Annotated in this window: 28 protein-coding genes, 1 tRNA gene and 1 pseudogene; 12 read left to right on the forward strand and 18 right to left on the reverse strand. The window is 46.6% G+C overall.

The window, feature by feature from the left end; genetic code table 11:
• The first annotated feature begins 179 nt into the window (after positions 1-179).
• On the forward strand, positions 180-1,340 hold the full coding sequence (locus PMIT1303_RS07425) for a hypothetical protein (protein WP_063398165.1): 1,161 nt from the start codon (positions 180-182) through the stop codon (positions 1,338-1,340).
• Positions 1,341-1,679: 339 nt separating this feature from the next.
• Here the strand turns inward: PMIT1303_RS07425 and PMIT1303_RS07430 are convergent, their stop codons facing one another.
• The 5 genes and pseudogenes from PMIT1303_RS07430 to PMIT1303_RS07460 all read right to left on the reverse strand — a co-directional run bounded on the left by PMIT1303_RS07430 (position 1,680) and on the right by PMIT1303_RS07460 (position 5,990).
• Positions 1,680-2,015: a DUF3303 domain-containing protein gene (locus PMIT1303_RS07430; RefSeq protein WP_197459790.1), complete on the reverse strand. Its 336-nt coding sequence runs from the start codon at positions 2,013-2,015 to the stop codon at positions 1,680-1,682.
• A gap of 787 nt (positions 2,016-2,802) precedes the next feature.
• Complete coding sequence (locus tag PMIT1303_RS13415; RefSeq protein WP_156486955.1) at positions 2,803-4,722, reverse strand: hypothetical protein; 1,920 nt, start codon at positions 4,720-4,722, stop codon at positions 2,803-2,805.
• 24 nt (positions 4,723-4,746) lie between these two features.
• Positions 4,747-5,040: a hypothetical protein gene (locus PMIT1303_RS07450; RefSeq protein WP_063398169.1), complete on the reverse strand. Its 294-nt coding sequence runs from the start codon at positions 5,038-5,040 to the stop codon at positions 4,747-4,749.
• 49 nt (positions 5,041-5,089) lie between these two features.
• Positions 5,090-5,623, reverse strand: a pseudogene (locus tag PMIT1303_RS07455) (transposase); the annotation flags it as partial.
• 94 nt (positions 5,624-5,717) lie between these two features.
• Positions 5,718-5,990 (reverse strand): DUF1651 domain-containing protein, encoded by a 273-nt coding sequence (locus PMIT1303_RS07460; protein WP_063398170.1) that lies wholly within the window; start codon positions 5,988-5,990, stop codon positions 5,718-5,720.
• Between the two features lie 857 nt (positions 5,991-6,847).
• Between PMIT1303_RS07460 and PMIT1303_RS07470 the strand changes: the two genes are divergently transcribed.
• Complete coding sequence (locus PMIT1303_RS07470) at positions 6,848-7,858, forward strand: inverse autotransporter beta domain-containing protein (RefSeq protein ID WP_231901395.1); 1,011 nt, start codon at positions 6,848-6,850, stop codon at positions 7,856-7,858.
• Between the two features lie 897 nt (positions 7,859-8,755).
• Here PMIT1303_RS07470 and PMIT1303_RS14025 read toward each other — a convergent pair.
• The 8 genes from PMIT1303_RS14025 to PMIT1303_RS07505 form a co-directional block, all read right to left on the reverse strand.
• A complete protein-coding gene (locus tag PMIT1303_RS14025; protein WP_063398171.1) occupies positions 8,756-9,082 on the reverse strand; it encodes a hypothetical protein in 327 nt (108 codons plus the stop codon).
• A gap of 294 nt (positions 9,083-9,376) precedes the next feature.
• A complete protein-coding gene (locus tag PMIT1303_RS14355) occupies positions 9,377-9,475 on the reverse strand; it encodes an excalibur calcium-binding domain-containing protein (protein ID WP_074159217.1) in 99 nt (32 codons plus the stop codon).
• A gap of 137 nt (positions 9,476-9,612) precedes the next feature.
• Complete coding sequence (locus PMIT1303_RS07480; RefSeq protein ID WP_063398172.1) at positions 9,613-9,834, reverse strand: hypothetical protein; 222 nt, start codon at positions 9,832-9,834, stop codon at positions 9,613-9,615.
• Positions 9,835-9,997: 163 nt separating this feature from the next.
• Positions 9,998-10,312: a hypothetical protein gene (locus PMIT1303_RS07485; RefSeq protein ID WP_063398173.1), complete on the reverse strand. Its 315-nt coding sequence runs from the start codon at positions 10,310-10,312 to the stop codon at positions 9,998-10,000.
• A 20-nt stretch (positions 10,313-10,332) separates the two neighbouring features.
• Positions 10,333-12,552 carry an AAA family ATPase gene (locus tag PMIT1303_RS07490; protein WP_063398174.1) on the reverse strand — a complete coding sequence of 740 codons (2,220 nt, stop codon included), beginning with the start codon at positions 12,550-12,552 and terminating at the stop codon, positions 10,333-10,335.
• The gene (locus PMIT1303_RS07495; protein ID WP_063398175.1) at positions 12,549-12,839 is read right to left on the reverse strand and encodes a hypothetical protein; all 291 of its coding nucleotides are present in this window, start codon (positions 12,837-12,839) and stop codon (positions 12,549-12,551) included. Before PMIT1303_RS07495 ends, PMIT1303_RS07490 begins: the two co-directional genes overlap by 4 nt.
• Before the next feature lie 49 nt (positions 12,840-12,888).
• On the reverse strand, positions 12,889-13,446 hold the full coding sequence (locus PMIT1303_RS07500; protein ID WP_063398176.1) for a hypothetical protein: 558 nt from the start codon (positions 13,444-13,446) through the stop codon (positions 12,889-12,891).
• Positions 13,447-13,570: 124 nt separating this feature from the next.
• A tRNA-Pro gene (locus PMIT1303_RS07505) sits at positions 13,571-13,644 on the reverse strand.
• 393 nt (positions 13,645-14,037) lie between these two features.
• On the opposite strand from PMIT1303_RS07505, the gene PMIT1303_RS14030 reads away from it, so the two are divergent.
• On the forward strand, positions 14,038-14,205 hold the full coding sequence (locus PMIT1303_RS14030; RefSeq protein WP_156486956.1) for a hypothetical protein: 168 nt from the start codon (positions 14,038-14,040) through the stop codon (positions 14,203-14,205).
• Between the two features lie 49 nt (positions 14,206-14,254).
• Entirely contained in the window at positions 14,255-15,136 is an 882-nt protein-coding gene (locus PMIT1303_RS07510) for a DMT family transporter (RefSeq protein ID WP_063398177.1), read from the forward strand.
• Positions 15,137-15,688: 552 nt separating this feature from the next.
• Here PMIT1303_RS07510 and PMIT1303_RS07515 read toward each other — a convergent pair.
• Positions 15,689-15,868, reverse strand: a complete 180-nt coding sequence (locus PMIT1303_RS07515) for a hypothetical protein (RefSeq protein ID WP_036912139.1) — start codon at positions 15,866-15,868, stop codon at positions 15,689-15,691.
• A 319-nt stretch (positions 15,869-16,187) separates the two neighbouring features.
• On the opposite strand from PMIT1303_RS07515, the gene PMIT1303_RS07520 reads away from it, so the two are divergent.
• From PMIT1303_RS07520 to PMIT1303_RS07535, 4 genes are all read left to right on the forward strand, one after another.
• Positions 16,188-16,466, forward strand: a complete 279-nt coding sequence (locus PMIT1303_RS07520; protein ID WP_156486957.1) for a hypothetical protein — start codon at positions 16,188-16,190, stop codon at positions 16,464-16,466.
• 210 nt (positions 16,467-16,676) lie between these two features.
• Positions 16,677-16,973, forward strand: a complete 297-nt coding sequence (locus PMIT1303_RS07525) for a SemiSWEET family sugar transporter (protein ID WP_063398179.1) — start codon at positions 16,677-16,679, stop codon at positions 16,971-16,973.
• A 665-nt stretch (positions 16,974-17,638) separates the two neighbouring features.
• Positions 17,639-18,235 (forward strand): hypothetical protein, encoded by a 597-nt coding sequence (locus PMIT1303_RS07530; RefSeq protein ID WP_063398180.1) that lies wholly within the window; start codon positions 17,639-17,641, stop codon positions 18,233-18,235.
• A 4-nt stretch (positions 18,236-18,239) separates the two neighbouring features.
• Complete coding sequence (locus PMIT1303_RS07535; RefSeq protein ID WP_082824466.1) at positions 18,240-18,893, forward strand: OmpA family protein; 654 nt, start codon at positions 18,240-18,242, stop codon at positions 18,891-18,893.
• A gap of 184 nt (positions 18,894-19,077) precedes the next feature.
• Here PMIT1303_RS07535 and PMIT1303_RS07540 read toward each other — a convergent pair whose 3' ends face one another.
• On the reverse strand, positions 19,078-19,461 hold the full coding sequence (locus PMIT1303_RS07540) for a hypothetical protein (protein WP_231901396.1): 384 nt from the start codon (positions 19,459-19,461) through the stop codon (positions 19,078-19,080).
• A 218-nt stretch (positions 19,462-19,679) separates the two neighbouring features.
• On the opposite strand from PMIT1303_RS07540, the gene PMIT1303_RS07545 reads away from it, so the two are divergent.
• On the forward strand, positions 19,680-20,012 hold the full coding sequence (locus tag PMIT1303_RS07545; protein WP_063398182.1) for a TIGR02450 family Trp-rich protein: 333 nt from the start codon (positions 19,680-19,682) through the stop codon (positions 20,010-20,012).
• A 184-nt stretch (positions 20,013-20,196) separates the two neighbouring features.
• On the opposite strand, the gene PMIT1303_RS07550 is transcribed toward PMIT1303_RS07545, so the two are convergent.
• Positions 20,197-20,472 carry a hypothetical protein gene (locus PMIT1303_RS07550; RefSeq protein ID WP_063398183.1) on the reverse strand — a complete coding sequence of 92 codons (276 nt, stop codon included), beginning with the start codon at positions 20,470-20,472 and terminating at the stop codon, positions 20,197-20,199.
• The gene (locus tag PMIT1303_RS07555) at positions 20,469-20,708 is read right to left on the reverse strand and encodes a hypothetical protein (RefSeq protein ID WP_156486958.1); all 240 of its coding nucleotides are present in this window, start codon (positions 20,706-20,708) and stop codon (positions 20,469-20,471) included. Before PMIT1303_RS07555 ends, PMIT1303_RS07550 begins: the two co-directional genes overlap by 4 nt.
• A 107-nt stretch (positions 20,709-20,815) precedes the next feature.
• Here PMIT1303_RS07555 and PMIT1303_RS13425 point away from each other — a divergent pair, with 107 nt between their 5' ends.
• On the forward strand, positions 20,816-20,989 hold the full coding sequence (locus PMIT1303_RS13425; RefSeq protein ID WP_011825888.1) for a hypothetical protein: 174 nt from the start codon (positions 20,816-20,818) through the stop codon (positions 20,987-20,989).
• A 299-nt stretch (positions 20,990-21,288) separates the two neighbouring features.
• Here PMIT1303_RS13425 and PMIT1303_RS13430 read toward each other — a convergent pair whose 3' ends face one another.
• A complete protein-coding gene (locus PMIT1303_RS13430; RefSeq protein WP_155724971.1) occupies positions 21,289-21,459 on the reverse strand; it encodes a hypothetical protein in 171 nt (56 codons plus the stop codon).
• A gap of 222 nt (positions 21,460-21,681) precedes the next feature.
• Here PMIT1303_RS13430 and PMIT1303_RS07565 point away from each other — a divergent pair, with 222 nt between their 5' ends.
• On the forward strand, positions 21,682-22,533 hold the full coding sequence (locus tag PMIT1303_RS07565; RefSeq protein ID WP_063398251.1) for a PfkB family carbohydrate kinase: 852 nt from the start codon (positions 21,682-21,684) through the stop codon (positions 22,531-22,533).
• A 421-nt stretch (positions 22,534-22,954) separates the two neighbouring features.
• On the forward strand, positions 22,955-23,317 hold the full coding sequence (locus PMIT1303_RS13435) for a hypothetical protein (protein ID WP_156486959.1): 363 nt from the start codon (positions 22,955-22,957) through the stop codon (positions 23,315-23,317).
• The last annotated feature ends 221 nt before the right edge of the window (positions 23,318-23,538 follow it).

Genomic DNA, 23,538 nt, shown 5'->3' on the forward strand with positions numbered 1-23,538 from the left:
GAACCTGCGACCTAGTGCTCCCAAAGCAATATCTCGCTTTAGTGTTTATGGGCTTTCCTCCAGTCATAGCCTTGTTATAGAAAAGGTTCTGTATCATCAGATGTCATCAGGTGATCGCCTCTGCTTGACGCTGAGCACACACTCAGCACACAATATGGATAGCAACATGTCTCGAGTAATTGGGGCGCATCTCAAACACAGATCCCTGGGTGAAGCCCTTTAGAGAGGCAGTTCGCATCTCGACAGCACCCAACTGGAAGGTGCTGAACCATCGCGGACGCATGCGTCTACAGATCAGTGGTGTTGGTTCAGTGATGCTCCCTTACGACTGGAGCAATCAAGGCTCCGCTCATGCCTTGCCCCGCATTCAGCAGATCTTTAAACGCTGGGATGGTGGACGTCTCACCCTGGCAGAGGCAGCGCAAAGTGCTGATACAAGCAGCTCAAAACAGCAACTAAATTTCAGCGAGCTGATCGAGAGCTACAGGAAGTTCGTCCCTAACGCTGGCGATAAAACCTGGAAGAAGATGTATCTACCTGTACTGCTCAAATGTCGAGACAAGTTCAAAGGAACCCCACCACGTGATGGGGAATCGCTTTGCATGTCATGCCTCGAGCAATGGGAACAAGGCTCCAGGTCCCGTCAGATCAGCCGTCAAAAGCTCTATGGCTTTCTGACTTGGGCGGTGCAACGAGGTCACCTAAAAACGATCTACTTGCCTCCTACATCCCTGCCAGAAGTGCGCAAGGCCAAGCGCGTTGGTTACGCCATTTCAGATGCAGAGATCCTCAGGTTGCTGGAAGGAATGCCTGATCCACGTTGGCAATTTGCTGTTCAGCTCTGCAGCGTCTATGGCCTCAGGCCAGAAGAATTGCGATGGCTACGGATCAAAAAAGGGGCAAAGGGTTCTGAACTGTGGACCATCTATCAAAAATCGATGGGCGGCAGGAAAGGAGATAAGACAGAACCGCGTCGCTTGTTACCGCTACTTGTTCGTAATCTCGATGGTTCTTCCATTGATTGGAAGTTGCAAGCCCGGCTTGAAATTGGCGAAGAGTTACCCCCACTGCAGAGCGATGGCGATGGAGCACAGGCGTTGAATAATTATTTGCGTCGGCGTGAGGTCTGGTCGAGCTTGAAAACTGAGGCGTTGAACACAGGTGAACAGCTCACGACGTATTCCTTTAGACATCGCTATGCCAAGGCGTCACATGCTGCGGGGTTGCCTGTCGCCAATATCGCTGAAGCCATGGGGCACACGATTGAAGTTCATCTCGGTAGTTACGCCAGGTTCAAGCCAGATGCAACAGCAGACCTCTATGCGCAGGTGAATGCTTAATGGAAGAACTACAGCCAAGCGACGATCAACTTGCTCAAAGCATGCCTTTCACGCTCCACACACGCTTGGGGAGGGAAGATTTCGGCCGCAGGGGAGATATTTCCTAGAGGAGAACTTCATCTGTAAGTGCGAGTTTTGCCTTGACTTGCGACGCAAACGCTGGCTGAAGGAACCTAAAAATCCTTAAACCAGTCGTCTGCAAAGGATTTCGCAATTCGAATCGAAGGAAGAGGGATAGCGCATTCCCGATCCGTGCAAATGGTGTGGGCGGAAGGTTAGTCCTGATTGCTCACCACCTGGGCTGACACCGCAGTCAGCCGCTCTAACGCATGTGGGTCTTTATGCGACAGCAGCAGCAGCCTCCACGCCAGGCCACATTGCAGCGAACTCTGCATCTGACACCACAGCAGTGACCTCAAATTGGATGCCATAGCCCTTAATCCAAGGACCGAGGTGGGCCCAAACCTTGCCGATATCGCTAGCTACTGCGATGGCAACCCCACTGCCACTCACCGGTTCGCAGACGCGATATTTCAGCTCAAAGCCCTCGAATTTGTCGCCAGGACCTCCTGCGTTGATGTAGTCCGCAAATCCAGGGCACGACTCCCAAGCCCCCTCAACAGTGGGGAAAGTCCAGACAATCAGGTAATGCTGCACTGAGTTGAGGCAAAGCATCTTCTTGTTAGCAACGAACTACTTGTGGGTCTTGGAATAGTCCCGAGTCCCTAAAAATCCCTAGACCAGTCGACAGCTCCATAGACACCTTTATTCAATTGAAGGAATCGCGGTCGCGAAAACCCTACCTGTGACGTTTTAGACGTGATGTCTAAGACCGACCGGCCCTGGTTCTCACTACCTATTTGGTTCGGTTGTCTATTGCAGAGGCAGGAGAATTTGTTTGTACCTTGCAATGAATGCCATGAAGAACCTTGAGAACATCAAGCACTGTTGCCATTGCAGTAGCTGTGCTTGTAACTGTCGGTGCAGCTGTTGTGACTGCTGATCAATAATCGCTATCGCTAGGTGGATTGGGACCCAACCGGCGTGATTGCGAGGGATACAACGGGCCTGGGAAAACCCGCTTTCAAACGAAACAGCTACCTGAACCCCCCATCCAGATTCGGGGGGTTTATTTTTTATGTTCTTAGCAGGAAAAAATGCTTGTGCGATCCAGCCCCTGAGTGGTGCGAAAGGGTAGTGCGGGGGCATTTAGAGACGCTTGATCGAAAGGAGTAATTCTTCCTACTGACGCCTTGTTGTTGTTTGCTTAGACCTAGATCAGGAGTCCGAGGACGTTGAAACCCTAAAAACCTGTCCTGGACTTGAGGGCATCCAACGCGGGTGCCCTTTTTTATGTCAGTTTTTTGTTCTACTTACAGATTTAAGTGAGTGTTAGTAAAACAATATAAATCTGTAAACTTTATTGCTAGATAGTAAGCATTGATAGAGTCAATAGTATTCTTTAAAGGTAATAGGTTGCTGGCAACTCATCTATGAATGTACTAAAGGGTTCTTCTGCAATTGTATAGTCCATTGCGGCAACACTTAAACTACCAATTGAAACTTTTCCGATATCGCCTCCGACAGATAGCGTAGGGTCAAATGTAATTGTTCCGACCCCATCAACTATATTTAGTGTATACTTTAAATTGAAATCTGGGCCTATATCAACAATAGTTGCACTGCCAAGGTCGCCTATTTGGGCTCCTATGCCAACTTTACCGGATACTTTTGGAGTAATCGTGCATCTCCAATCAAGCCCGGTAAGATCATCAGGTCCTGTGAATTCTGTACCACTGTAGAGATAGTTAAAGTGGTCATCAACAGCTACAGTGTTAAAGAAATTATCTTCTGTATATGTTTCAATATTTAGTTGTAAACCTAAGTTTTGCGTGGCATCAAAAGCAAAACTTTTATTTTGTGAATTCTCATCAATAGTTAACACGCTTGAAATACCTACAGCTCCAGAAAATCCAGCCGATCCAATGACCGGAGCAGTCCCAATTTTAACTTGTGGTGCTTCCGGGTAAATATTTATACTTGTTGGAAATGATGTATAAGTCCCTTTAGAGCCAGTATTTAGTATGAATGAAGCTGTCATTGCTCCATGAATCCTAGTATCTGCTCCAAACCCAGCCTTTCCCCCTAAAAAATCTCCAGTTTGTGGCAAATTGGGGACTCTTACATTAGACGCAGTTGCCTGAAAATCACTCAAGCCATACTTAAATTTGATCCACCCACCACCTCCAGGAATTGGTACGCCTTTGTGGGTACTAGAGGCTCCAGGCAGAACACCGCCAGGAATTCCACCAGGCAGAACAGGAACAGGAAAAGGAAAGCCTTTTGTGGGTATTGGGTTTGTGGGGCTTGGCAGAACAGGAACAGGAAAAGGAAAGCCTTTTGTGGTTATTGGGTTTGTGGGGCTTGGATTTATTTTATGTGGAAACGTTGGAAATATCGGGTTCAGGAAGGGATTTTTTTTATGTGGAGGCGTTGGAACCGGTAGCTCTGGAATTATCGGTGGGAATGTGCTGTGACCTTTTGGTTTTGGAAGACTCGGAAGATGCGGGTGGAAGGGATTTCTATGTTTCGGATGCGGGTGTGGAAAGGAGATGTGAGGAGGATTCCACTTTGGCGTGGGTTGGGGTTTGGGGAAAATTTTGCCTGGGTCGAAAGGGCCTTGGAAGGGAGAACCGGGAAAACTTCCTTCCTGCCTCTGTTTTGATGGGGCCAGCAGAGAAGCTGAAGAATGAGCTGCTAATGATTCTGTCGAAAGTGAACTTTTACTAGAATAATATTTGCTGGAATGAGGGTTTCCATTTTCTTTATAGCCAATAACGATTGTTGTTTCATGAAGATTTTCGTCTTGTATGATGAGCTTTGCGGGTTCATACAACCCATGAAACATCCAATCCTTATGGAAATGAGAATGCCATAGACCCTGACCACTGTCAGAGTAGACTATATCAATAACATTCTGGTCATAATGCCGAGCTAAATCTGGAACATCTTTTTGCTTCCTACCTTTCTTTAATGGTACATACCTTATTTGATTGCCATGACCTGAAAAATTTTCGTTTCCAATATAGTTGTATGCATCCGAGCCTAAGAGATGCGAGAAGTCGATACAATCCTCTTCTAATATTGAGAAGTCAGGTATATATATTGTTCGATGCTTGGTTGGATTCTCAAGTTTTGCCAAAACAAATTTGTCTTTACCGCTACCGCCGAGCAAGATATCGTCATAGTCGTCTGACAAAAGAAAATCATTTCCGTCGCCACCAATTAAAATATCTTTTCCATACGAAGCCACAAGTACATCATCTTTCTTGGTTCCAATTTGCGTACTCTTTCCAATGAGACTTCTCGGGGTAGAACTCATTTTAGAGGACCATCGGGTAGTAATTCAAAGTACAATATATTGCATAGCGGGACCGATGTCATCAAGATCTTCCCTTGTCACCAGCACCCGTTGACTGTCGACCATATGAAGGGCGCTGACATTTCCTCTGATTTGTTCTAGTGCTGCACGAGGCCAGTCATCGCCTTCAGGGTCAAAGTCAGCGCAGACCAACAGCTCAACGGCTTGCCCATTCCTTATGTAGTCATCGATCTCACGAGCCAGCTCATACATTTGAGTTGCACTGGGATAGCCCTTGGTCGCGACCAGATCAACGCCGAAGCTGTGAACCTGCTGCAAGAAGACAGGAACCTGCCCAACCTTCTCAACGATGACAATGGGTCACACGATAGCGCCTGGCACAGCCATCAAGCGTTGCCAATAACTTTAAAAAGGCTGGCGGCCATTCGCTGATGCCATCTGATTGCAACCTGCTGTAGTGGCTATAGTTGGAGTAGGGATCAAAGAATCCTTTCCTTACCCCTGCTGCTTTGGGGTTGGCATGGATATACCTCAAGGTATTCAGCACTCGTCTGTGGTCTTTGGGGTGGATCGGCGTTGAGAAATACCTTGCCTCCCAGAAGTGCCCACAACGACCGCTCAAGCGGTTCAAGGCCATGGCTGAGTACCAAGCAAACCAATGCATCAACCTCGGCAAATCCTTGGCATCGGCTGGCTTGATGAGTAGGTGTAAGTGGTTAGCCATCAGGCAGAGCCCATAACCCTTCACGGCAAACTTCTGCTGGGACTTTTTAAGTACCGCCAACAACACATCACGCCTAAGGGCTTTAGCAATTAAGAACTGCCGGCTATTGCAGCGCAGCGTGATATGGAAACTGCAGCCAGACGGCAGTAAGCGTTTTGCTCTCACCTTTGCCCTCATTTGCTCGAACAACTACAGCATCAAAGCTGTTATTCCACTGATCGCTTATTCCACTGATCGCTAAATTTTGCGTCGTCTGAAAGCACGGCCAACTTCACCAAAGCTCTGCGGATAAATACTTTTGGGCTGACGTGACCCTCCACCCTTCGCGTTGAAGTCTTTTCCATAACTCTCTTGCATCATCAACGTGGTGATAGATCGTTCTGGTTTTTAAGAGAGCTGGTTCACCTTTTATTGGTCGACCTTTGATCACTTCAATGTGGCGTTCTAGGTAACTACGACCAAGGACATCTTTGAACTTGAGATACCAATAACCTTCAGGATCAGATAGCCAGTGCGTCTGGCCATGACGTGCAGCCCCAAGCATCGGATATAGAGAGCCAGTACTTACGTTCTACAGAAGAAGCCAGGTTTTTCATGAGTGCAAATGCCTAGCTCAGACAGCCTCGGAATAGCTAAGAACAGGAGAGCTGATCCCCGTGCCAGAGTGGGGAGGGGGATTTACTCTGGTAGTCTAGGTCTGGTAGGCAGTTTGAAAGCTCTAGTGACTGCAAGGGAAGTCAGCCAAGAATGTCGTGCTCATAACCCGAAGGTCGGGAGTTCAAATCTCCCCCCCCGCCACCACTTAAAAGCCCCTCTCTGAGGGGTTTTTTAATGTCCTGGACTAGGATGTTCTAAAACTGACAGGAAGGCCAAACCTGTTCTATTTTCCCCTATTTGCACCCAGTTTTAACGCTAGGAACCACAGCACTGTGGTTGAAATGGAAAGCTAAAAGAGGCTATAAGGCGGCTATGGTGAAAGGAAGCGGCAGAACATCCCTCAGTACTTGGGACCGCCTTGTAGGCGATTTGTAGGCCACAGATACCTAGCGCCTGTTGCCAAAAAGTTACGTGTAAAGGCGTGTAGTTGATAGAAGCAGGCTCTGAGAATAGTCATACGCTACTGAAAAGCTAACCATCAACTTCCTGCCTCTAACCAATACCTATATCTCCTCAACTCACTCTCAGAATCTGAACTGGATATCACCATCTCTGATTCCATTGGCCATGCGGAACTTCACCGCATCCTGATGCCAATCCTCAGGGATTTGATTAAGTCGAATATCCCAATCCCATGTCAGTCGCTGTTGACCTGGACAGATCGACTACTTCAGTTGATGTCTGCTGATAGCAGCAACCAAAAACATGCCAGATAATGAGTGAACTTTTAAGCGTTCAATCCCAGTGCAGCGTTCCCTTCGCCTCTCCTTATCACTAACTGCTGCTGCTGCTCTTGCCTTAGCTGGTTCTCCCATTCAGCCTGTTGTTGCTCAAGAGGACGGCAGTGCAGCAGATCTGGGGGTGATGGAAATCAATCTCAAAAATGCTGTTCAGTTCAACTGGGGCTTTCAAGGAGCACTGCAAGGAGCAGGCACACCCAATCAAGCCGGTATTGGAGCTTTTCTGCCGATTGCCGTTAGTGAGAACAGCGTTTGGTTTATTGATGCTTTAGCCAATGCCAACTTCTCTGATCGAGATGGTGAAAGCAGCATCGTTAATACCGATGTCGCTGGTACCACGATCAGCACATCAACAAGGCTTGGTTACCGCTGGCTCAATGATGATCGCTCTTGGATGTATGGAGTGAATGCTGGTTATGACAGCCGACCAATGAATACAGGTGATGCTGATACCAGCGTCAATGTTTTTGATAAGCGTGATGTCTTCTTCTCTCAGGTTGCTGCAGGTTTAGAAGCAGTCTCTGATACCTGGGACTTCAATGCCTATGCACTGGTTCCCATTGGTGATGTGGAACACAAGCTGAACAGCCATTACGACGGTGGTGCTCTTGATACCTACGGCATAGATGTTGGCTACAGCATCACACCAGATCTCAATGCTTCTGTTGGCTATTACTACCAAAGCGGTGATCTCGATGATGCTGATGGTTCAGGGGTTAAAGGAAGGCTGGCTTACAACATCAGCAGTGGTTTAACTCTTGGTGCAAACCTCTCATATGACGAGGCTTTTGATACACGCTTTACGGCAGACATTAAATATCGTTTTGGCAGCAATGGTTATGGAGCACCAAGCAAAAAAGGCCCAGCAGTGATGCCTGTGATTGAAGCGTTATCTGCAACACCAGCCAATCGGGATGTGAGGGTTCATGATAGCCTTACTCATACGTGCGTTCGACGTTACTACCGTATACCGATTATTGGAGGGGTTCAAATAGGACCATGCGAGTACCTATAACTCCCACTTGGAGCCCCATAGCCCTCTAAATAGCCCCTAATCCCCTGCGATTATAGGGTCTTTTTATTTCTTCAACGACTTCTCTATTCGCTTAAAACGGCATCCGATACCTGGCACCATTGACTTGCAGAAAGTTGCCTTGATGTCTTCTTTGGCAGGTAAAAATCAGCAATAGCTTTTCGCATTCATGACAAATCTAACGTCAAGTTTATCTGCCAGAAAACTACTTATATTTCTAACTTAATCACCACAGCCTGAGAGTTTGATCTCCATCTCTGATTCCATTGGCTTTTCGAAATCTCACGGCAAGTTGATGCCACTCCTCTGGGATTTGGTTGAGGCGAATATCAAACGCAAAGGGCAGTCGTTGTTGACCTGGAGAAACCCTCTTTTTCTTGCCCCGCGGCTGTTGGTTTAGCAGGGAACGGTGATTGAGGAGGATGCTTTATCACCAACAAAGGTTGGTACCTTTGGTCACATACTGGTGTTTGAGGGTGAAACCAGGGTTAGAGGAAAGTTAAAATAATGGGAGGGATTTAGTAGAAATCAACCAACCCACCCTAATGAGTTTGGAATGTGTCTTCAAAGCCGTTGCTGTCACTGGCTTGGAAGATATGTAAAAGTAATCACGAGATGAATAATGCTGGAATATCATTTACTAGAAATAGAAATAAAGGAAATAGCACTAAGCCTGCCGCAAGGAGTGATGGGTTTAGACATCAATGCCGTTGTTGTATTTGTATAGCTGTTTTACAAATGGAAGGATTGGTTCAATCTCTTCTTTACACCTCTTAGAATTAATCTCTTCATCGTCCCAGTCCCCCTCTACCCATTGACAGGCAGTTAAATACATAAGAGTTTCATAATGCTCGGGTTTGTGAGGGTAAAGTGTTTCAACTATTTTTTTCCAATCCCAATAATCTTTATCTTCGCTTTCACCCCAACCATCTTCATCAATCTCCCAAGAGTTGGGTGAAAACTTACACCAAGAAGGGATGTTAAAGGATAACTTTTCTTCACGCCAATTACAGTCATCCTTATCCACATAGCCTGATGATAGATAAACTCAATTAACTCAATTTCACTTGCTGGAACTTCAAAAGATGTCTTACCTTTGTCACCGGTTAAATCAAGGAGTTCTTGATAGGTGCTTCCTTTGTAGGTAATCTTCATTTGTGAATTATAGTTGTTCTTCAATGCTGCCGCAATAGACTTAGATTCCATTACCCACTTCTACTACCATCAACGCATCCAAAAGACCAGGTCATAATCCCAACCTGGCATTTTTACTTTGAATAGCATTCATTACTAGCAAGATTTTTTGGTTTGGTTGATGGTTAGAATAGGATTTCCCTGGGGATTAGTTGTTATTGCATTAGGGTTTTCGCCTTGGATTATTGTTATCAAACATTGGTTTCAAAAAACGCATTATCGTACGTCAGAAGCAAGGAAGACATCGATCAGGCAAACATCCAAAGAACAGATCTTGTTGCTGGAGGAGCACTGTCAGTGAACACCTCATTTAATTGACTCGCATGCTTCGCCGTCTTTATCCCGATCCAAATAGGTGTGACCTTGCCAACCCCGCCTTAACCCTTTGGCGACCAACTCCTGCATGTTGAAGGTCTCTAGTCTCTTGCTCTCTGACTTAAGGGGCCTTCCATGATCAGGCGTGGCGTGGCTGTGCTGGCCAACAAGGGCAGCACGTGATCACCTTCCTGGTATCCCCACTGGGAATACCGATGGGAGGGGTCTTAACACTGAGGAATTTGGGAGTCTTCTTCTGATCTTTCGACTGTGGGATCCCTATAGCAACGCTCTTCAATGATCGGCTTGATACCTTCCTCCAGCTCTCTTAAAAGCTCTTCTCTAAAGCTGTCGATATTTTCCAGTGTGGGGTGCACAAACCCCGCCTCTTTTGCATCCCAAAACAGCGCTTGAATCGTCCGATGAAACAAAGGGTGTCTCAGGGGCATGAACTCAGTAGCAAGGGAGTGCTCCTCCAGGAAAACATCAAATGAGTCTGGGCTAAGAACCTTTTAGCAGTTGGCTAGTTAGGCGTTGTGCATCTCTCAACCTCTCTGGCGAAATCTCGCCCCACTGCTTCTGGAAGCTGATCACCGGCCAGCAGGGTCGTTTTTAGAGCTTGGCCACACGCGACAACGTATTGGCGGCTCCAATGACTGAATTCAGCTGACCTGTACGAAAGCCTTCCTTCATGACGGCCTTCATCATGTGAACCATCTCAGCGACAACAATCTTGCGGTCATGGTTGACGTCATCAATAACAACCTGACGTGCTTCATGCAGGTAGTTTCGTGCTTGGCGTTCATCGACTCCCCACTCTGAGGCAGCGTGATGAATCAACTCTGAGTTGACTGCACCTTTAGAGAGCATCTGTACGAATTGCAGGATGCGCTTTTCTTTTTCGTACTTGGTGCATTTCTTACCCATGCTTTGGATTCTGACAGGAATTAGTTCAGGGGTCGGCTTTTGATTAATTCGAGAACCTGACTGCCATTGATCTCGACATTCGTTTCGGCATAGATCATGTTCGCAAGTCGAGCTGGATGAAGCCCGGGGTTGTTGTCGATTACATCCCAAACGGCGTCGGCGTGACCGTTGAGGTTGGGGAGGGGGGTATGTATGTCCCGGCTTTTAAGCGGATCTGAGTTAACCCTGGGCCAACTTTCAACTAATGGTTCACCCTGAGTTGACCTTTGGTTACCCCTTAAGACTCCTTTATTAGTAGGAGGGGTTAACTGGTTATCTAAAAACGCAGCAGAACCAGGGATACCCTGCTGGACTGCAATTGACCGTCGGTCATAAGGCATCCAATAAGTTGTCGTTTTGCCGCGCTTCTTGATAGCCCATTGGCGGATCAATGCGGTTTTAGCGGACATGGTTCGGAGGGTTGGATTGACCTTCCCATCGGGGCCATCCGGTAGCTCTAGTCGACTGGCAATCTCCCGCAATGTCAGCTCTTTAGTTTGCTGTTCTAGTAACGCTTCAAAGCGCTTGAGGAGTGGCAGGTCAGGTGATTGGAATTGTTCCATTGACAGCAGCTCCCACTTGCAGTCGTTATCACTGCCATCCCATTTCGACTCCACACGAGTGCGCTGAAGACGCCAAAGGATTGGATCAGCGTCACGGGCCTTTCCGTCATGCACCTTGAGAGTGGAAAGGTGAAGAATGCTTGTGTCGTTTGCATCCACCAGTCGAAGTGCTGCCAACCCCCAAACAGCGGCCTTGATGTCACCGTTCCCGGCGTACTTTCCAGAGCCACGACTGTTGTGATGAATGATCAGAGCGGTACCGCCTTCTTCAGTGATCAGCTTGCGAAGACGACGCACAACACGTTTTCCAAATTCTGCAGTGTTCTCATCAATTGCGAGGCTGCTAACAGCACGCAACGGATCAACCATGATGAAATCGAATCCAGATCGAATCATCGACTGAAGCTGCTGACGGTGTCGCGGTTTTGCTAGGTCGAAGCTGTCGCCAAGATCCCATTCGACACCCTTGGTAGCGAAGTCAAAAAAACCGTGAGCCTTGAGACGTGAAATAGAACAAGCACCTTCCTCCAGTTGAAGAATCAGAACACGCATTTTGGGGACACTGAAGCCCAGCCATTTCTTCCCTGTAATGAGTGCTCTGCAGAGGTCGTAACCCAGCAAAGACTTGCCTGTATCTGAGTCTGCAGCAAGAACCGTAACCTCTCCTCTGGGTAGCAGCTCAGGGACAACCCAACAGCTATCAATATTGGGTTGATTGAGCTTTTCGTCTGTAACCAGAAAGCCGGCGTCTTCTCCCTGGGTGCGAGCTTCTTCAATCTGAATGATCAACTCTTGGTAACTCCTTCCCAGTTTTTTGAAGAGTCGGCGAGTGACGCTATCGAGAACCCCAATATCAGCGATTTGAGCAGTAGCAAAGATCGCCTCTTCTGTTTCAGTTGGATCTAAGTCACTCCTGATGTCTCCGTCATCCGTAAGGAGAGGAGAGGGGAGCGGAAAGCCAATGACTTTGGAACTTTCGATTTTCAAGATCAGTTGATCGGCACCATGACGAACGAGGAAGTCATCTGCGCCGTTCTTTCTACCGTCAAGTTCGTTAGGCAGATTCACGCGAGATGGTGAACCACCGCGGCCTCGCGCCCAATTAGCTATTGCCCTGGCTGCTTGTGCTACTGACTTGTTGTCAGCAATGTCGGAGTCGAACAGGATGATCACCTTTCGACCTTTCATCGGGATAGCTTTCATTTCGGGGAGAATTCGCGTCTCGCCCTTTGGATCGACGGTGATGCCATCTTCACCGCGATGATCACGGATGTTCCAAGTACCGGTCAAGCCGACAAAGCAGTATCCGGTGGGGATGTTTTGAAAACAACTATCGACTTTGACTGGGCCTTCAATTAACACCAGCGGGATGTTGATGTCATCGAGGTAACCCTCTGGCATAAGAGGGCTGAAATAGGGACGGGAGCCTGATGCTGGAGGAGCCTTGAATTTGGGTTTACCCGTAGGGAATGGACGGCGAACGCGGTATGGATTGCCTCGGCTGTCTTTGTAGGGTTTGCCCTGTGGATCGCAGTAAGGGATGCAGAGATCAGATCCATCAGTGAAATAGTGCCCACCCAGTCGTGCGGGATCAACCCCTCGCTCCTTCAGGTAGGCGAGATGTTCTGAGGACTTCATGCCTCCGACCCTGTTGGCGTACCAGAATCGGGCTCGTCATAGGTCTCAATAGCCAGACGATTCCCCTCAGCTTCTGTCTGGCGTTTTTGATCCTCCTCTCGTGCAATTTGAATCGTTCGCTGCATTTGCAGCTCAATGATTGAATGCACGTTGTAAAGAACACTGCTGTTCTTGCAGCCGGTTGAATAAATCCAATCGACACCAGGGCGAATCCTGCGCTCACGGCGCATGCAGCGAAGAGTGCTCTTTTTAATTGCAAGCTGTTCACCTGCAATAGCCTCCGGCACCCATACAGGGTCTGTTAGGGAGAAGAAATGATTCCCTTGTGGAGGCGTATCAACGTGGCTCTGGGAAAAGCTCTGAGAGGTTGATCCGCTTTTCTGCGAATGGTGTCCAGGGGACTTCGCTAACGCTTGGGTATTTGAGTGCTCCCCAGATCCGTTCGAGGTAGGCGCGTATTTCTGGTGATTCTTCTTGTGCTGGCGTTGCGGATGCGCGGTAGGCATCTCGTGCTTCCTGCTGCAATACAGCGGAGGGTGTTCCCTCAGTTGCAATCAGTTGCTTCTGCAGGCGGTAGAAACGATTTCCAAGCTTGTGACTTAGGAGATCGCCTCTTCGAGGTTTGTTCTCGGTGTGTTCGTAGATGACGCCAAGAGCGTGATCACGTCGAACCCTGCAATGAGCAGCTGCCTTTTCTGAATCACTGGCAAATAGAACAGGGCGTTGACCCTTTGGGGTGCGGATTGGCAGTGCAAGCCATTCCTCCAAAGAAGGTTCAAGCCTCGGACGTAAGGGTGTATTCAGCAGCTGCAATTCAGACAACTGTTGTTCTGATGGAAGGTTTTCGACGGAATCGCGGTTCAGGGGCTCTGAGAGGCGCGATGCGTTAATCACACCCTACTGATGCGATCAGACAAGTCAATAAACGCTGGGAAAGTTGTGTGCTGAGCAGAGAACCTGCTGGCCGTTCAGCACACCCTCAGCACACAGCTGGATATTCGATTCGCTGAGATTCAAGTCGGGGCGACAGGATTCGAACCTGCGACCTAGTGCTCCCAAAGCACCCGCGCTACCAAGCTGCGCCACGCCCCGCCACGCAAGAATACTAATCTCTGGGGTGCTTATCAGTAAAACCTTTGCCACCAATAGGTTGGGCCTTTTTGTAGAGAATCACTCTGAGTTCGTCTTTGGCGTGGGCGTCATTCAGCCGATCGGGCTGATTTTCCTCCTTTGATGCTCTGACAAGGACGGTGACAATCCCTATGGCTTCAATTTGCGCAGACGTTTCAGCAAGAGTCGGCAGGGATCACCTAGGCCAATTTTTTGATAGTCATGACTTTAAAATCCAGCGATTGTCCATGATCATGTTCACCTCATGCTGGTAGAGCTATATCTAGGTGGACTAAAAGTTCAGAGGCTAATGATGGAGACTGGTCGAGCAGATGCAAATTTGTGGTTTTTCCAGCACTAATCAGGAACATACTGATGCAACACCCTCCACAAGAATTGATTCGCCGCTTAGAACGAGTGCTGACTCCGAAAGAAATGGAAGCCTGGCTAGAAGGCTGGCAACAATCATTGGCAGCTGGAGCAGAGCTACCACCGATTCCAACATGGGGGTTGCCATCACCTAGCCCCAATAGGAATATCTAGCTTACAGAGAAGTTGTGATTTTCCTTCTCTATTCTAATTAAATCATTCAATGGTGGTTGGTGTTTTAGCAGCGCTTTCTGGATCTCTTGCTTGGACATTAAGTAGTAGTCTTTGGCGCTCAATCGAAACGTCTTTAACTGCCTGGCAATTAAATGGTCTTAAGATCGTCATTGCCACATTATTTTTGTGCCCTGTACTTCTATTCTTGCCATGGTCTGAGCAGACCAATGGCTTGATGCTGTTGATGGCCAGTGGCGCATTAGGTATTGCATTGGGAGATAGCTTCTACTTCGCTGCACTGCGAAGACTAGGAACACGAAGAACATTGACGATTGAAGCGTTAGGACCTCTTTTGGCAAGCTTTTACGGAATGACATTTTTAGCTGAGATAATTAATTTGAAATCATGGTTTGGAGCAATCCTTGTTGCTACATCAGTCGTCATTGCTGCCTTTCAGCAACCGCCGGAAAAGGGAGTGGGGTTCAATCGACAGTACTCGTCTCAACGATTGGGGCTGCTCTTTGCTCTATCTGGTGTTATTTGCGGCGTTAGTGGTGCCGCACTTTCACGACAGGTACTCCTTTTAGGACAGATCACACCTTTGCAAAGTGCCGCGATTCGCTTACTAGGTGGATTAGTGCTCATTATTCCTTGGCTACGTAAATGCATTCGACCAATTCCTTATCCACGCCCGTCGCAAATCCGTTGGCCCAGGATTCTGTTTGCGACATTGTTGGGAACCAACCTTGGGATTATTTTGCAACAGCTAGCTCTGCAAAAGCTTCCCTTAGGGATTGGGGTGACATTACTGAGCAGCTCACCTGTAATGGCTTTGCTTCTTTGCCGCTATGAAGGCGATAGACTAAGGCTTGGAGGAATAGCTGCATCTTTTATGGCAGTTTTTGGAATTTGGCTTGCAGTAACTAGCTAAATAAAAACAATTTTAGTTCTATCATTGTTCTCAACCAACGCAGGCTCGCTATGGCATTAACCACTATTCAAAGGGGTTGGATGTCATAAAAAGCATGTATTATTTTGATTAGGTGTAGATTTCCAGAATCAGATCAACAATTTGACCATTTGGAAAGAAATGAATTTGAGAAGTTATTTTTAAAATGTTGATCATTACTGGTGAAAATCTGGTCGGGAATATTAAGCCTTTATCCTGGCATTCGATCCTAATGCTATTCTTAATCAGGCAGCTAGAATAGACTCTAGACATTATAGACTAGGACGTTAGATAATTAAAAGCCTAAACAAAGCAAGGTGACTCTTGTAGCTTGAAGACAGCAAGAGAATCTAAATTATCGAATTATCAATCAATGCCCATACTGCCCTGCTAATAGATGCTCATTGTCTTTTTATGACTTTTGGCATCGGCCATAGCTAGAGCAAAAGCAACCTTCAAATTGAAGGTTGACGAGTGAGCATTGCTTTTATATTTACTCTATCGCTGTCGATAAAGAGCTACTCAGTTTTAGCTTCAGTTATGCCCCTTATGGGTCGCACTGACTTCAGAAGGCGCATCGTGACCACCAGCCATTTGCTTAAGGGACTGACTAGCGCAGATCGTGCTTAGGGCAATTACAACCAAGGATCCAGTGCGCAGAACCTCCAGAACAATAGGGAGGTGAGCATTGATTCGGTCTCGAACAGTTGTCATCAGATCAATTGAGAACATCCAATTACAGCAAACAATCAACCAAGAAAAAACCCTTGGTGGAATTTTTGAAGGGAGACGTTGCTTGAACGTCCTGTTTCGCAGTATGGAAGTCACAGACAAATTCTTCCTTCCAACCCTTAGACAGCTCAGCCATCTGGTCTTGCAATGATCTTGACCAGTCATACCCCAATGCTGTTTTGCGCTAGAGGCCAGATGAAACAGAGATCCCACAAGCATCGATGTGTTCGTGAAAATCATTGGCACAACTGTCTACCCTTGCAGTCGACCCAGCTTTGCCTGGCTGAGTTTTTGGAGCCCAGTGAAATGGGTTAAAGCTCAGTTCAGCAATAGGTTGGAGATAGACGATGGTCAATCACTGCAGAGAGAAGCAAAACCTTGCCTGACCAGCCCTGAGAAGATCGCCAGACAAATGCTTTCTATTTCTGGTTTGCCTGCCAAATTTCATGACCTGCAAAGGGCTTTGCTTATCTCAGCCGATAGTGTTCTTGAAGCGGGCAAACAACGGAGCCGTTCTCATCTCTTATGGATCGTCAACCCTGAGGCTCAGCAGGTTGGTTCTAGAAGCATTGCTGCGTAGAGCGGAGCGGAGCAGATCGACTCATATCAGAGAAAGGAAACAACCAGGGCTTTGTAGCAACGTAAGCCATTCACTCCCCGTGGCAGGCAAGGCAACGCCTATACGAATGCAATCCTCATTTGAAGTCTTGATGTTGCGATGATGTGAGGCCGCTGCAATAGAGTCTGGAAGGCTTAGCCAAAAATTATCCTTGTGGCTCAGGAGGCCCTGATGGACTCTCTCTCTTCTATGGATGTTTTGGGATTAATAGCTGGAACACTAACCACAATTGCGTTTGTTCCTCAATTAGTAAAGGTTTGGCGTTCTAAATCAGCAAAAGACATCTCTTACGTGATGTTCATTCTTTTTATCGCTGGCATCATCCTATGGGAAATATATGGCTGGGGAATACATTCTATGCCAGTAATCCTGTTTAATGTGATCACCTTTATCCTAGGACTGGCAATCCTAATTCTTAAGTTTGTCTTTGACAGGCCAGCTGGCGAGGCAACGGAGACATCAAAATAAAAGTTGTGAATGACGAGTTCACTGATTAATTGATTTTTATTAGAAAGACAAACCTAATAACATTTTAATAGCCTTAACCTGCTCGTAAAAGTGATTGGGTTGAGTAGCCATGCAGCATTAATTAACCTCAATACTTGGTGCAAAGTTGTTCAATGGCAACCAGTCTTGAAGTTTTTCACCATTGCCTGGGTTTACCTAATCCAAGTTATTCTCTTGCGTTTACGGTTCATAGCTTTTGTATCGCCGAATATTTGTATGAGTAGAATCACAGCATATCTTGTCTTTAATCACTCCCGATAAGGCAGTATTTGGAGAAACTATCAACATTCAGAGTTTTATGCTTTCTCACTTATCTCAGACCTATAAACAGCGAAACCACCAAAAAAAACAAAAGGCAGGAATTTTAACACATGTTAAACACATCTAACAAATCAAGGACTTCATTATGCAGAACAATTAGTGTTCTCTAAGCATTTGAGGTGAATCAAGTCTTGACAAGAATTGTCCAATCATTTGGTAGCTTAGAAATGCATGGATAATGAAAGGTTCATTTTTTTAACATTGCCTTGCCTATTGCCAATGAGTCAGTTATAAACAAGTTAAGAATGCCAATAGAATTTTTCGATTAATCCCATTGTTCAAATGTCAAATCAAAATCCAACCTCATGAGCAACCAAAAGCCAGGGCCGCTTGCCTTAACTAGTTTATCCCTTGCCATGATCCTTTGTAGTGGATGCTTAAGGAGCAGTGAGACTCAACTTTCGTCTAATGAAACGAGATCTGAGAAGAGGGTAGAAGTTGAAAGAGATCAACAACATGCGAAAGAAGAGAAGGAAAAGATTGCTAGAGAACCCATCCCAAGAAATGAGAAAGTTTTGGCTTTAGAAGAGCATGAAAATGGACTTGACGTAGCCCTTCTTAGGGTAAAACGATCAAGCGACAATACAGTTACTTTACAATGGCGCTATATTAATAACACAGACGAGGAAGTGACATTGTGTAACTCATATTGTTGGACAAATCTTAGAAGCAGTTGGCTCGCTGATTCATACATAGTTGATAATGTTAACCAGAAGAAACATCTTGTCGTTAAAGCAGATGGAAACCCTATGACTACCAAAGTCAACAGTCCAACAAAGTTGAACCCCGGAAGCTCTTATAAAGTTTGGGCTAAGTTCCCTGCTCCACCAGTTGAAGTAGAGAGTGTTTCAATCTATATCCCTGGCACAGTACCTATAGAGGATGTACGGATAGAAGGTTGATCCAATGTCTTTACCAATTAGGTATCAACGTCTTTTCTATTTAATGTCCTTTTCTGTTGCTCTAATGCAATCAGGTAGTATAAAACCTATCCAGGCTTGGGTATATGATTTTCAGCAACCCATGCCTGTTATAGCAACTAGTAAATCCAGTAAGCTCGAAAACCCAACTTCTAAAACCAAGCAAAAACTAAACAGTCTTTTGCATGAAACCCATGATTTGGTTTTTGACGTAAATACGATTGAGTACTCTATTGAAGATCTACACATTGTTATTGAGAAAGAACGTGAGATTCTTATTGAACTTGCTGCTGATGTTCTCTTCGATTTCGATAAAGCCAACCTCAAGCCATCAGCTGTTGCTTCTCTTGAGACTGTCGCCAAACGCATCCGTGAGACGTCACGGGGCGATGTTCGCATCGAAGGTCATACTGACTCGAAGGGTTCGAATGAATATAATCAAACACTTTCTGAGAAGCGTGCAATTTCAGTTCGAGACTGGTTTGTCACTGATGGTGGCCTAAGCAATGTTCCATTTGTCACCAAGGGCTTTGGGGAATTGAAGCCAGTGGCCTCAAACACAACTGAAAAAGGAGGTGATAATCCAATCGGGCGTCAGCGCAATCGACGTGTGGAGATTATCATTAAGACCGCAGACTAAATTCTGTTAATTATCAATTCCTGTTTTATTGCAGCCTAAGAATCTTTCTTGTTATTTATTTTACCTTGCTAAGGATCTAGCACGAATGTCTATTCTATTGATTCCAATCAGTTAGTTTGTTACTTGGCTACCTTGCTGTATTAGCCATCTTAAGAATGTTCTTTTAAGGAGCAGAAATCACACTCTAATTTGTGCATGGCTCAAAGTTTTCATTCAAAGCTGGGCCACCATCTGCGGGCTGGATACAGCTCGATTGTTGAGTCTGTGGCTGTTCTTTATCAGTTCTATAGTGTTGATCTTTGCTTCCATTAGAATTGATTTGCTCACTGATATCAGATAAGAGCATCTGGCCAACCAGCCCTAATTGGCTGCCAATAAATAACGAGATGAAAAAGCTGATCACCAACAAGGGCCAAGGTGCTGACTTGTCGGTCTTGAGTTTGGCCATGTCTAAATTTAGACGCTTAGGGTCTCTAATCAATTGATAGTCGTCATCTTTGTCACCACTTAACGCAAGCCATTCATTCCCTAGGCTTCCGTTCTCTGCAGCATCCTCGCAGCTAGCCATGGCTGAAAGGAGCGTGATTGCCGCGAGACTACCCAGCTGGGTAGATCATAATCCCACAACAATCCCATGATTTTGTTCAAGATAGCTCTAGGATTGCCATGGTTAAAGAACAGAATCTCCTATCTTTGTTTCGTTACTAAAACTATAGATTCTTTCTATCGACTCCGAATCCTTGGTAGAAATGTATTTTCCGATTTTTGCATAACCTTAGTCTACCTATGAACTGGCCACCCAACAAAGCTTGGACAAGCACAACTTCTCGGCTTGGTTTTCGCCATTTTGTTGCAATCAACTACGGGGGTAAGGGATCAGATCGATGGGTGAATCTCGTTTCTGTGCTTGATGGCCACGCACGATTATGTGTGTCTTGGCAGGAAATGAAAGACTCCTCCATGTGGAACAGTGGCTGGCAACAGCTACCTAAACCTGAGTCCAAAACACCTGATGATCAGATAGTTAATCAACAAATAGACCAAAATACGCAAGAGGCTTGTCTGCATCCTTCTGAGGATTTTGATAATCGGCCTTGGTTTGATCAAGAAAACAATTGAGCTGATGAGACGCCTGACTTTACTTTTTCTATTGATTGATGATTGAATCAAAGACCATTTACTCCCCTCTCTAATTATTGATATCTGCTTGTTCCTAGATTGGCCTCTTATCCACTCTTAACCGCTTACCAAGTAGTGCTTGCATACTTTATAACTAGAGCTTTGCTATTAAATGACAAGCAGCTTAATGGAACAAAGCTGGCTTAAGTGTTATATCTAGAAATCCCTCGAGCTCTGATATCGGTAGGATCTGTTTAACTGCCTCCCCGATAGGGATGATTAAACCAGATGCTATCAGCAATGGCATCCGATCAACTCTCATGCCCTTGCCGATTTTCTGAACGCAAAGCAGTTCTGTAACTCCGTCTGAGTTGTTGCGCTCATAGAGCTTGGCATTGTTGATTTGGGCAAGAGCAGATGGAACAAATCCATGTTTTGCTACAACATTTGTGAGTTTCATAGTCCTAGCCTCTCTTTGATGAATGGGTCGAGGTCTTTCTTGAGGAAAGCGGCGTAGGCGAGAGCTAGGTTTAAATCACCTCGCTGCTCTGCATATTCGATTGCATCGAGCACTGCCAACTTGATCGTGTGGATGTTTGTCAGCCCACGCTCTGCTGAAATTCTCTTGATTGTGTTGTTCATTTGCTCATTGCGGTGGAGTTGTTTTGATGCCGGAGGTGTCGGCCCCTGAATCATCGGCCCTTAGGCCTATAAAGTGCAACCCCTTGTGTGTAGGGATACCCCTATGCTTCACCTTGGATCCCTTATGGCTATTATGTGTTGGCTGATGCAGCTTCAGGGCAATGCCTGTCAATCTCACCATCACCAGGCGACTGGCTGTAAACCTTCCGCTTTCGCTTGCGGCAGAGGTGGAACGTTTGGCAAGGAATGAGCGTCGCTCTATTGCCTCATGGCTTCGGAACGCTATTGAGGATCAGGTCTTGCTCGAACTCAATCGCGAGCAGCACAGGTCTTGAATGGTCTCAAGCCGTTTTTAATCAAGCTGATCAAGTAACGATCAGATCTTATCCCTATCGTCTCTTCTACAAGGCCCTTCGAGCAGGCTGGGTTGCTTACTCATTCAATGAAGGAAACTCTGGTCGATAACGATGATTTGCGAAAGGTTTTTTGGCTCTCTTTTGAGAGCGTGAATGCGATCTATCTACATCAGTGAAAAGTGCGAATCACCGTGCTGAGATGACCAGGAGAAAGGGAACCCAGCTCGCATGAAGAACTGAGTTTTGGTTTTGTCGATCATCTCGATGCCATTCTTAGATTATGCGGCCTTGCTGGAATGATGCAGATCAAGACGCTGCCAGCAACCGCTTTGGAATTTCGGAAGTTGCCAGACTCTCTGGGCTTCCTTTTGTTGACTTCGGATCTGACAGCAATGCTCGCAAAGGCATGGCTCTAGCTCCACTCCAGTTGCCTGTAACAGTGTTGCCATTGTGCTTTGGCAGTTACCCAGGGATACCAAAGAGGCAAACCATTCGCCAGTCCTCCTTTTTTCTAAGGCCACGAATCAGCCAAGGCTTTTTGCATGCCCTGCAACGATCATGGCCTAAGCAAGCGGCCCAGGGTTGTTACCAGTCCAATCGATAGCCAACAGCCCCATCGCCCTGACCATGCCGTACTGATGCATCCTTTTGTATTGAGTGAATCAATCACCATGAATCTCTTGGAACCCCAGGATCTGCCAGATCTTCCCAAGCTGAAGTTGGCAGTTGTGGGCCACGTTGAATGGGTGACCTTCCTGTCTACAGATCAATTACCCCAGCCTGGGATAATCAGCCATGCAGGTCATTCTTTTGAAGAACCCGCTGGGGGTGGAGCTGTCGTCGCGGTGCAATTGGCTCGGCTCGTTAAGCAACCCGTTCAATTCATAACAGCTCTAGGTCTAGATTCATACGGTGAGCAGAGTTTTCAAAGACTGCAGCAGCTTGGCTTAAGCCTGACTGTGGCGTGGCGTGATCAACCCACTCGTCGGGCGATCAGCCTTGTTGATTCTCATGGGGAACGGGCAATTACAGTGATTGGAGAGCGTTTACAGCCCAGCGCAAAAGATGCGCTGGGCTGGGAAACCCTTGCTGGTTACGACGGTGTTTTTGTGACAGCTGCAGATGCACCAGCATTGCATCATTGTCGCCATGCTGGTGTGATGGCAGCGACTCCTCGCGTTCGTCTACAGACACTTGAGCAGGCGAATATTCAGCTTGATGCGCTGATTGGTAGTGGTCTTGATCCAGGCGAACACGTTCCAGATACAGCCCTCTTTCCAACTCCCCGGCTGAGAATTGCAACTGAAGGAGCTTTAGGCGGTCAGCTATGGCCTGGCGGACGCTATCAGGCTGTTTCACTGAAGTCTCCAGTCGTGGATGCTTATGGCTGTGGCGATAGCTTTGCCGCAGGGGTAACTGCAGGCTTGGCTGCTGGCTGGACTGTTGAACAGGCAATCAGCCTAGGGGCTCACTGCGGTGCAAGCTGTGCAACTCATTTTGGGCCTTACTCCAGTAATGAGTGAGTCTGAGAGTTGGGCTGCGAATAGCTTGTCAGTAGCTTGAAGTGAGGATCAACCTGATTCACTTAGGCAGTCGCTATCAGATCTTTATCAGCAAAATTAGAGATGGCGCTCAGCTTGATTCAGAAAGATGACGCTTGGTTGGCAGAGGCAATTGGCAGAGAGGGTGATCAGCCTATAAATCCAAGGAATCACAGCTGATTGATGTCCAAGATCTGCGCGGTCCCTGAGCACTTTTTTGCTTGTTAGCAAGACGTCTTGTCGACTTTGATCAATTGAGCATCTACCCATTCGCCCTTTGCATTGTTCTCAACCGATGGGCAGCTCAGCGGCTGGATCAGGACTTTCGAAGATCGATGCAATCCTTGCTACAAGAAGATCAATGCGTTAGAAGCTTGAGTATTACCGAATTGGATGACGATCAATGAGATCCTCTCCACACCCTTACGAGCTGACCCTTGTTCTTGGCATTGCCCTATTGCTCGGAGGGCGCTTTTCAGTTTTTACTTTGCGCCCCGTATTGATTAGCGCAATCGCATTGTTGATCACCTTGACTGAATCGCGCTCCCAACGACGGCTAAAGCCTTCCCGCTCATCGTTAACTCCAGTCCGTTCAACGCATGTCAATCGGAATGCACAACCAGCACCTATCCCTGAGTGGGGGCCACATGCACATCAATTGTCCAGCAGTGCACCGACTGCACGGTTGAGGGTGTCACCCCATCGCGCTAGGAAAAAACTTCATCCCCTTTCTTCTGGCCTGACCAAGGCTGGCAATCCTGACTAGATCAAAAGAGAGAGGCAAACTGTCGCAGATGGTTGTAGTTAGATTATGCTTCGCGATAAAAACTATTGGGTTATTGATCTCTAAACAGAACACCCTTTGATCAAACTGACTGAATCTGATCAGTAGTTTGATTCTTTCTTGTCATTTTTTACGGATATAATATTGATTCCTCGTTAAAGTTCTCGCGTGTTCTAGCAATATCATTGACATGCATATTTCCA

Source organism: Prochlorococcus sp. MIT 1303 (assembly GCF_001631965.1).
Classification (GTDB): domain Bacteria; phylum Cyanobacteriota; class Cyanobacteriia; order PCC-6307; family Cyanobiaceae; genus Prochlorococcus; species Prochlorococcus marinus_D.

Bases quoted from the DNA above. Each gene is read 5' to 3' on its own strand.
- PMIT1303_RS14025 (WP_063398171.1), bottom strand. From the start codon at position 9,082: ATGGAATCTAAGTCTATTGCGGCAGCATTGAAGAACAACTATAATTCA.
- PMIT1303_RS07485 (WP_063398173.1), bottom strand. From the start codon at position 10,312: ATGGGTAAGAAATGCACCAAGTACGAAAAAGAAAAGCGCATCCTGCAA.
- PMIT1303_RS07460 (WP_063398170.1), bottom strand. From the start codon at position 5,990: ATGCTTGGGGCTGCACGTCATGGCCAGACGCACTGGCTATCTGATCCT.
- PMIT1303_RS07510 (WP_063398177.1), top strand. From the start codon at position 14,255: ATGGTGGTTGGTGTTTTAGCAGCGCTTTCTGGATCTCTTGCTTGGACA.
- PMIT1303_RS13435 (WP_156486959.1), top strand. From the start codon at position 22,955: ATGAGATCCTCTCCACACCCTTACGAGCTGACCCTTGTTCTTGGCATT.
- PMIT1303_RS13415 (WP_156486955.1), bottom strand. From the start codon at position 4,722: ATGAGTTCTACCCCGAGAAGTCTCATTGGAAAGAGTACGCAAATTGGA.
- PMIT1303_RS14355 (WP_074159217.1), bottom strand. From the start codon at position 9,475: ATGCAGGAGTTGGTCGCCAAAGGGTTAAGGCGGGGTTGGCAAGGTCAC.
- PMIT1303_RS07545 (WP_063398182.1), top strand. From the start codon at position 19,680: ATGAACTGGCCACCCAACAAAGCTTGGACAAGCACAACTTCTCGGCTT.
- PMIT1303_RS13430 (WP_155724971.1), bottom strand. From the start codon at position 21,459: ATGGCAACACTGTTACAGGCAACTGGAGTGGAGCTAGAGCCATGCCTT.
- PMIT1303_RS07490 (WP_063398174.1), bottom strand. From the start codon at position 12,552: ATGAAGTCCTCAGAACATCTCGCCTACCTGAAGGAGCGAGGGGTTGAT.
- PMIT1303_RS07480 (WP_063398172.1), bottom strand. From the start codon at position 9,834: ATGCCCCTGAGACACCCTTTGTTTCATCGGACGATTCAAGCGCTGTTT.
- PMIT1303_RS07515 (WP_036912139.1), bottom strand. From the start codon at position 15,868: ATGACAACTGTTCGAGACCGAATCAATGCTCACCTCCCTATTGTTCTG.
- PMIT1303_RS07430 (WP_197459790.1), bottom strand. From the start codon at position 2,015: ATGCTTTGCCTCAACTCAGTGCAGCATTACCTGATTGTCTGGACTTTC.
- PMIT1303_RS07565 (WP_063398251.1), top strand. From the start codon at position 21,682: ATGAATCTCTTGGAACCCCAGGATCTGCCAGATCTTCCCAAGCTGAAG.
- PMIT1303_RS07535 (WP_082824466.1), top strand. From the start codon at position 18,240: ATGTCTTTACCAATTAGGTATCAACGTCTTTTCTATTTAATGTCCTTT.
- PMIT1303_RS07555 (WP_156486958.1), bottom strand. From the start codon at position 20,708: ATGATTCAGGGGCCGACACCTCCGGCATCAAAACAACTCCACCGCAAT.
- PMIT1303_RS07540 (WP_231901396.1), bottom strand. From the start codon at position 19,461: ATGGCTAGCTGCGAGGATGCTGCAGAGAACGGAAGCCTAGGGAATGAA.
- PMIT1303_RS14030 (WP_156486956.1), top strand. From the start codon at position 14,038: ATGCAACACCCTCCACAAGAATTGATTCGCCGCTTAGAACGAGTGCTG.
- PMIT1303_RS07525 (WP_063398179.1), top strand. From the start codon at position 16,677: ATGGACTCTCTCTCTTCTATGGATGTTTTGGGATTAATAGCTGGAACA.
- PMIT1303_RS07530 (WP_063398180.1), top strand. From the start codon at position 17,639: ATGAGCAACCAAAAGCCAGGGCCGCTTGCCTTAACTAGTTTATCCCTT.
- PMIT1303_RS07550 (WP_063398183.1), bottom strand. From the start codon at position 20,472: ATGAAACTCACAAATGTTGTAGCAAAACATGGATTTGTTCCATCTGCT.
- PMIT1303_RS13425 (WP_011825888.1), top strand. From the start codon at position 20,816: ATGCCTGTCAATCTCACCATCACCAGGCGACTGGCTGTAAACCTTCCG.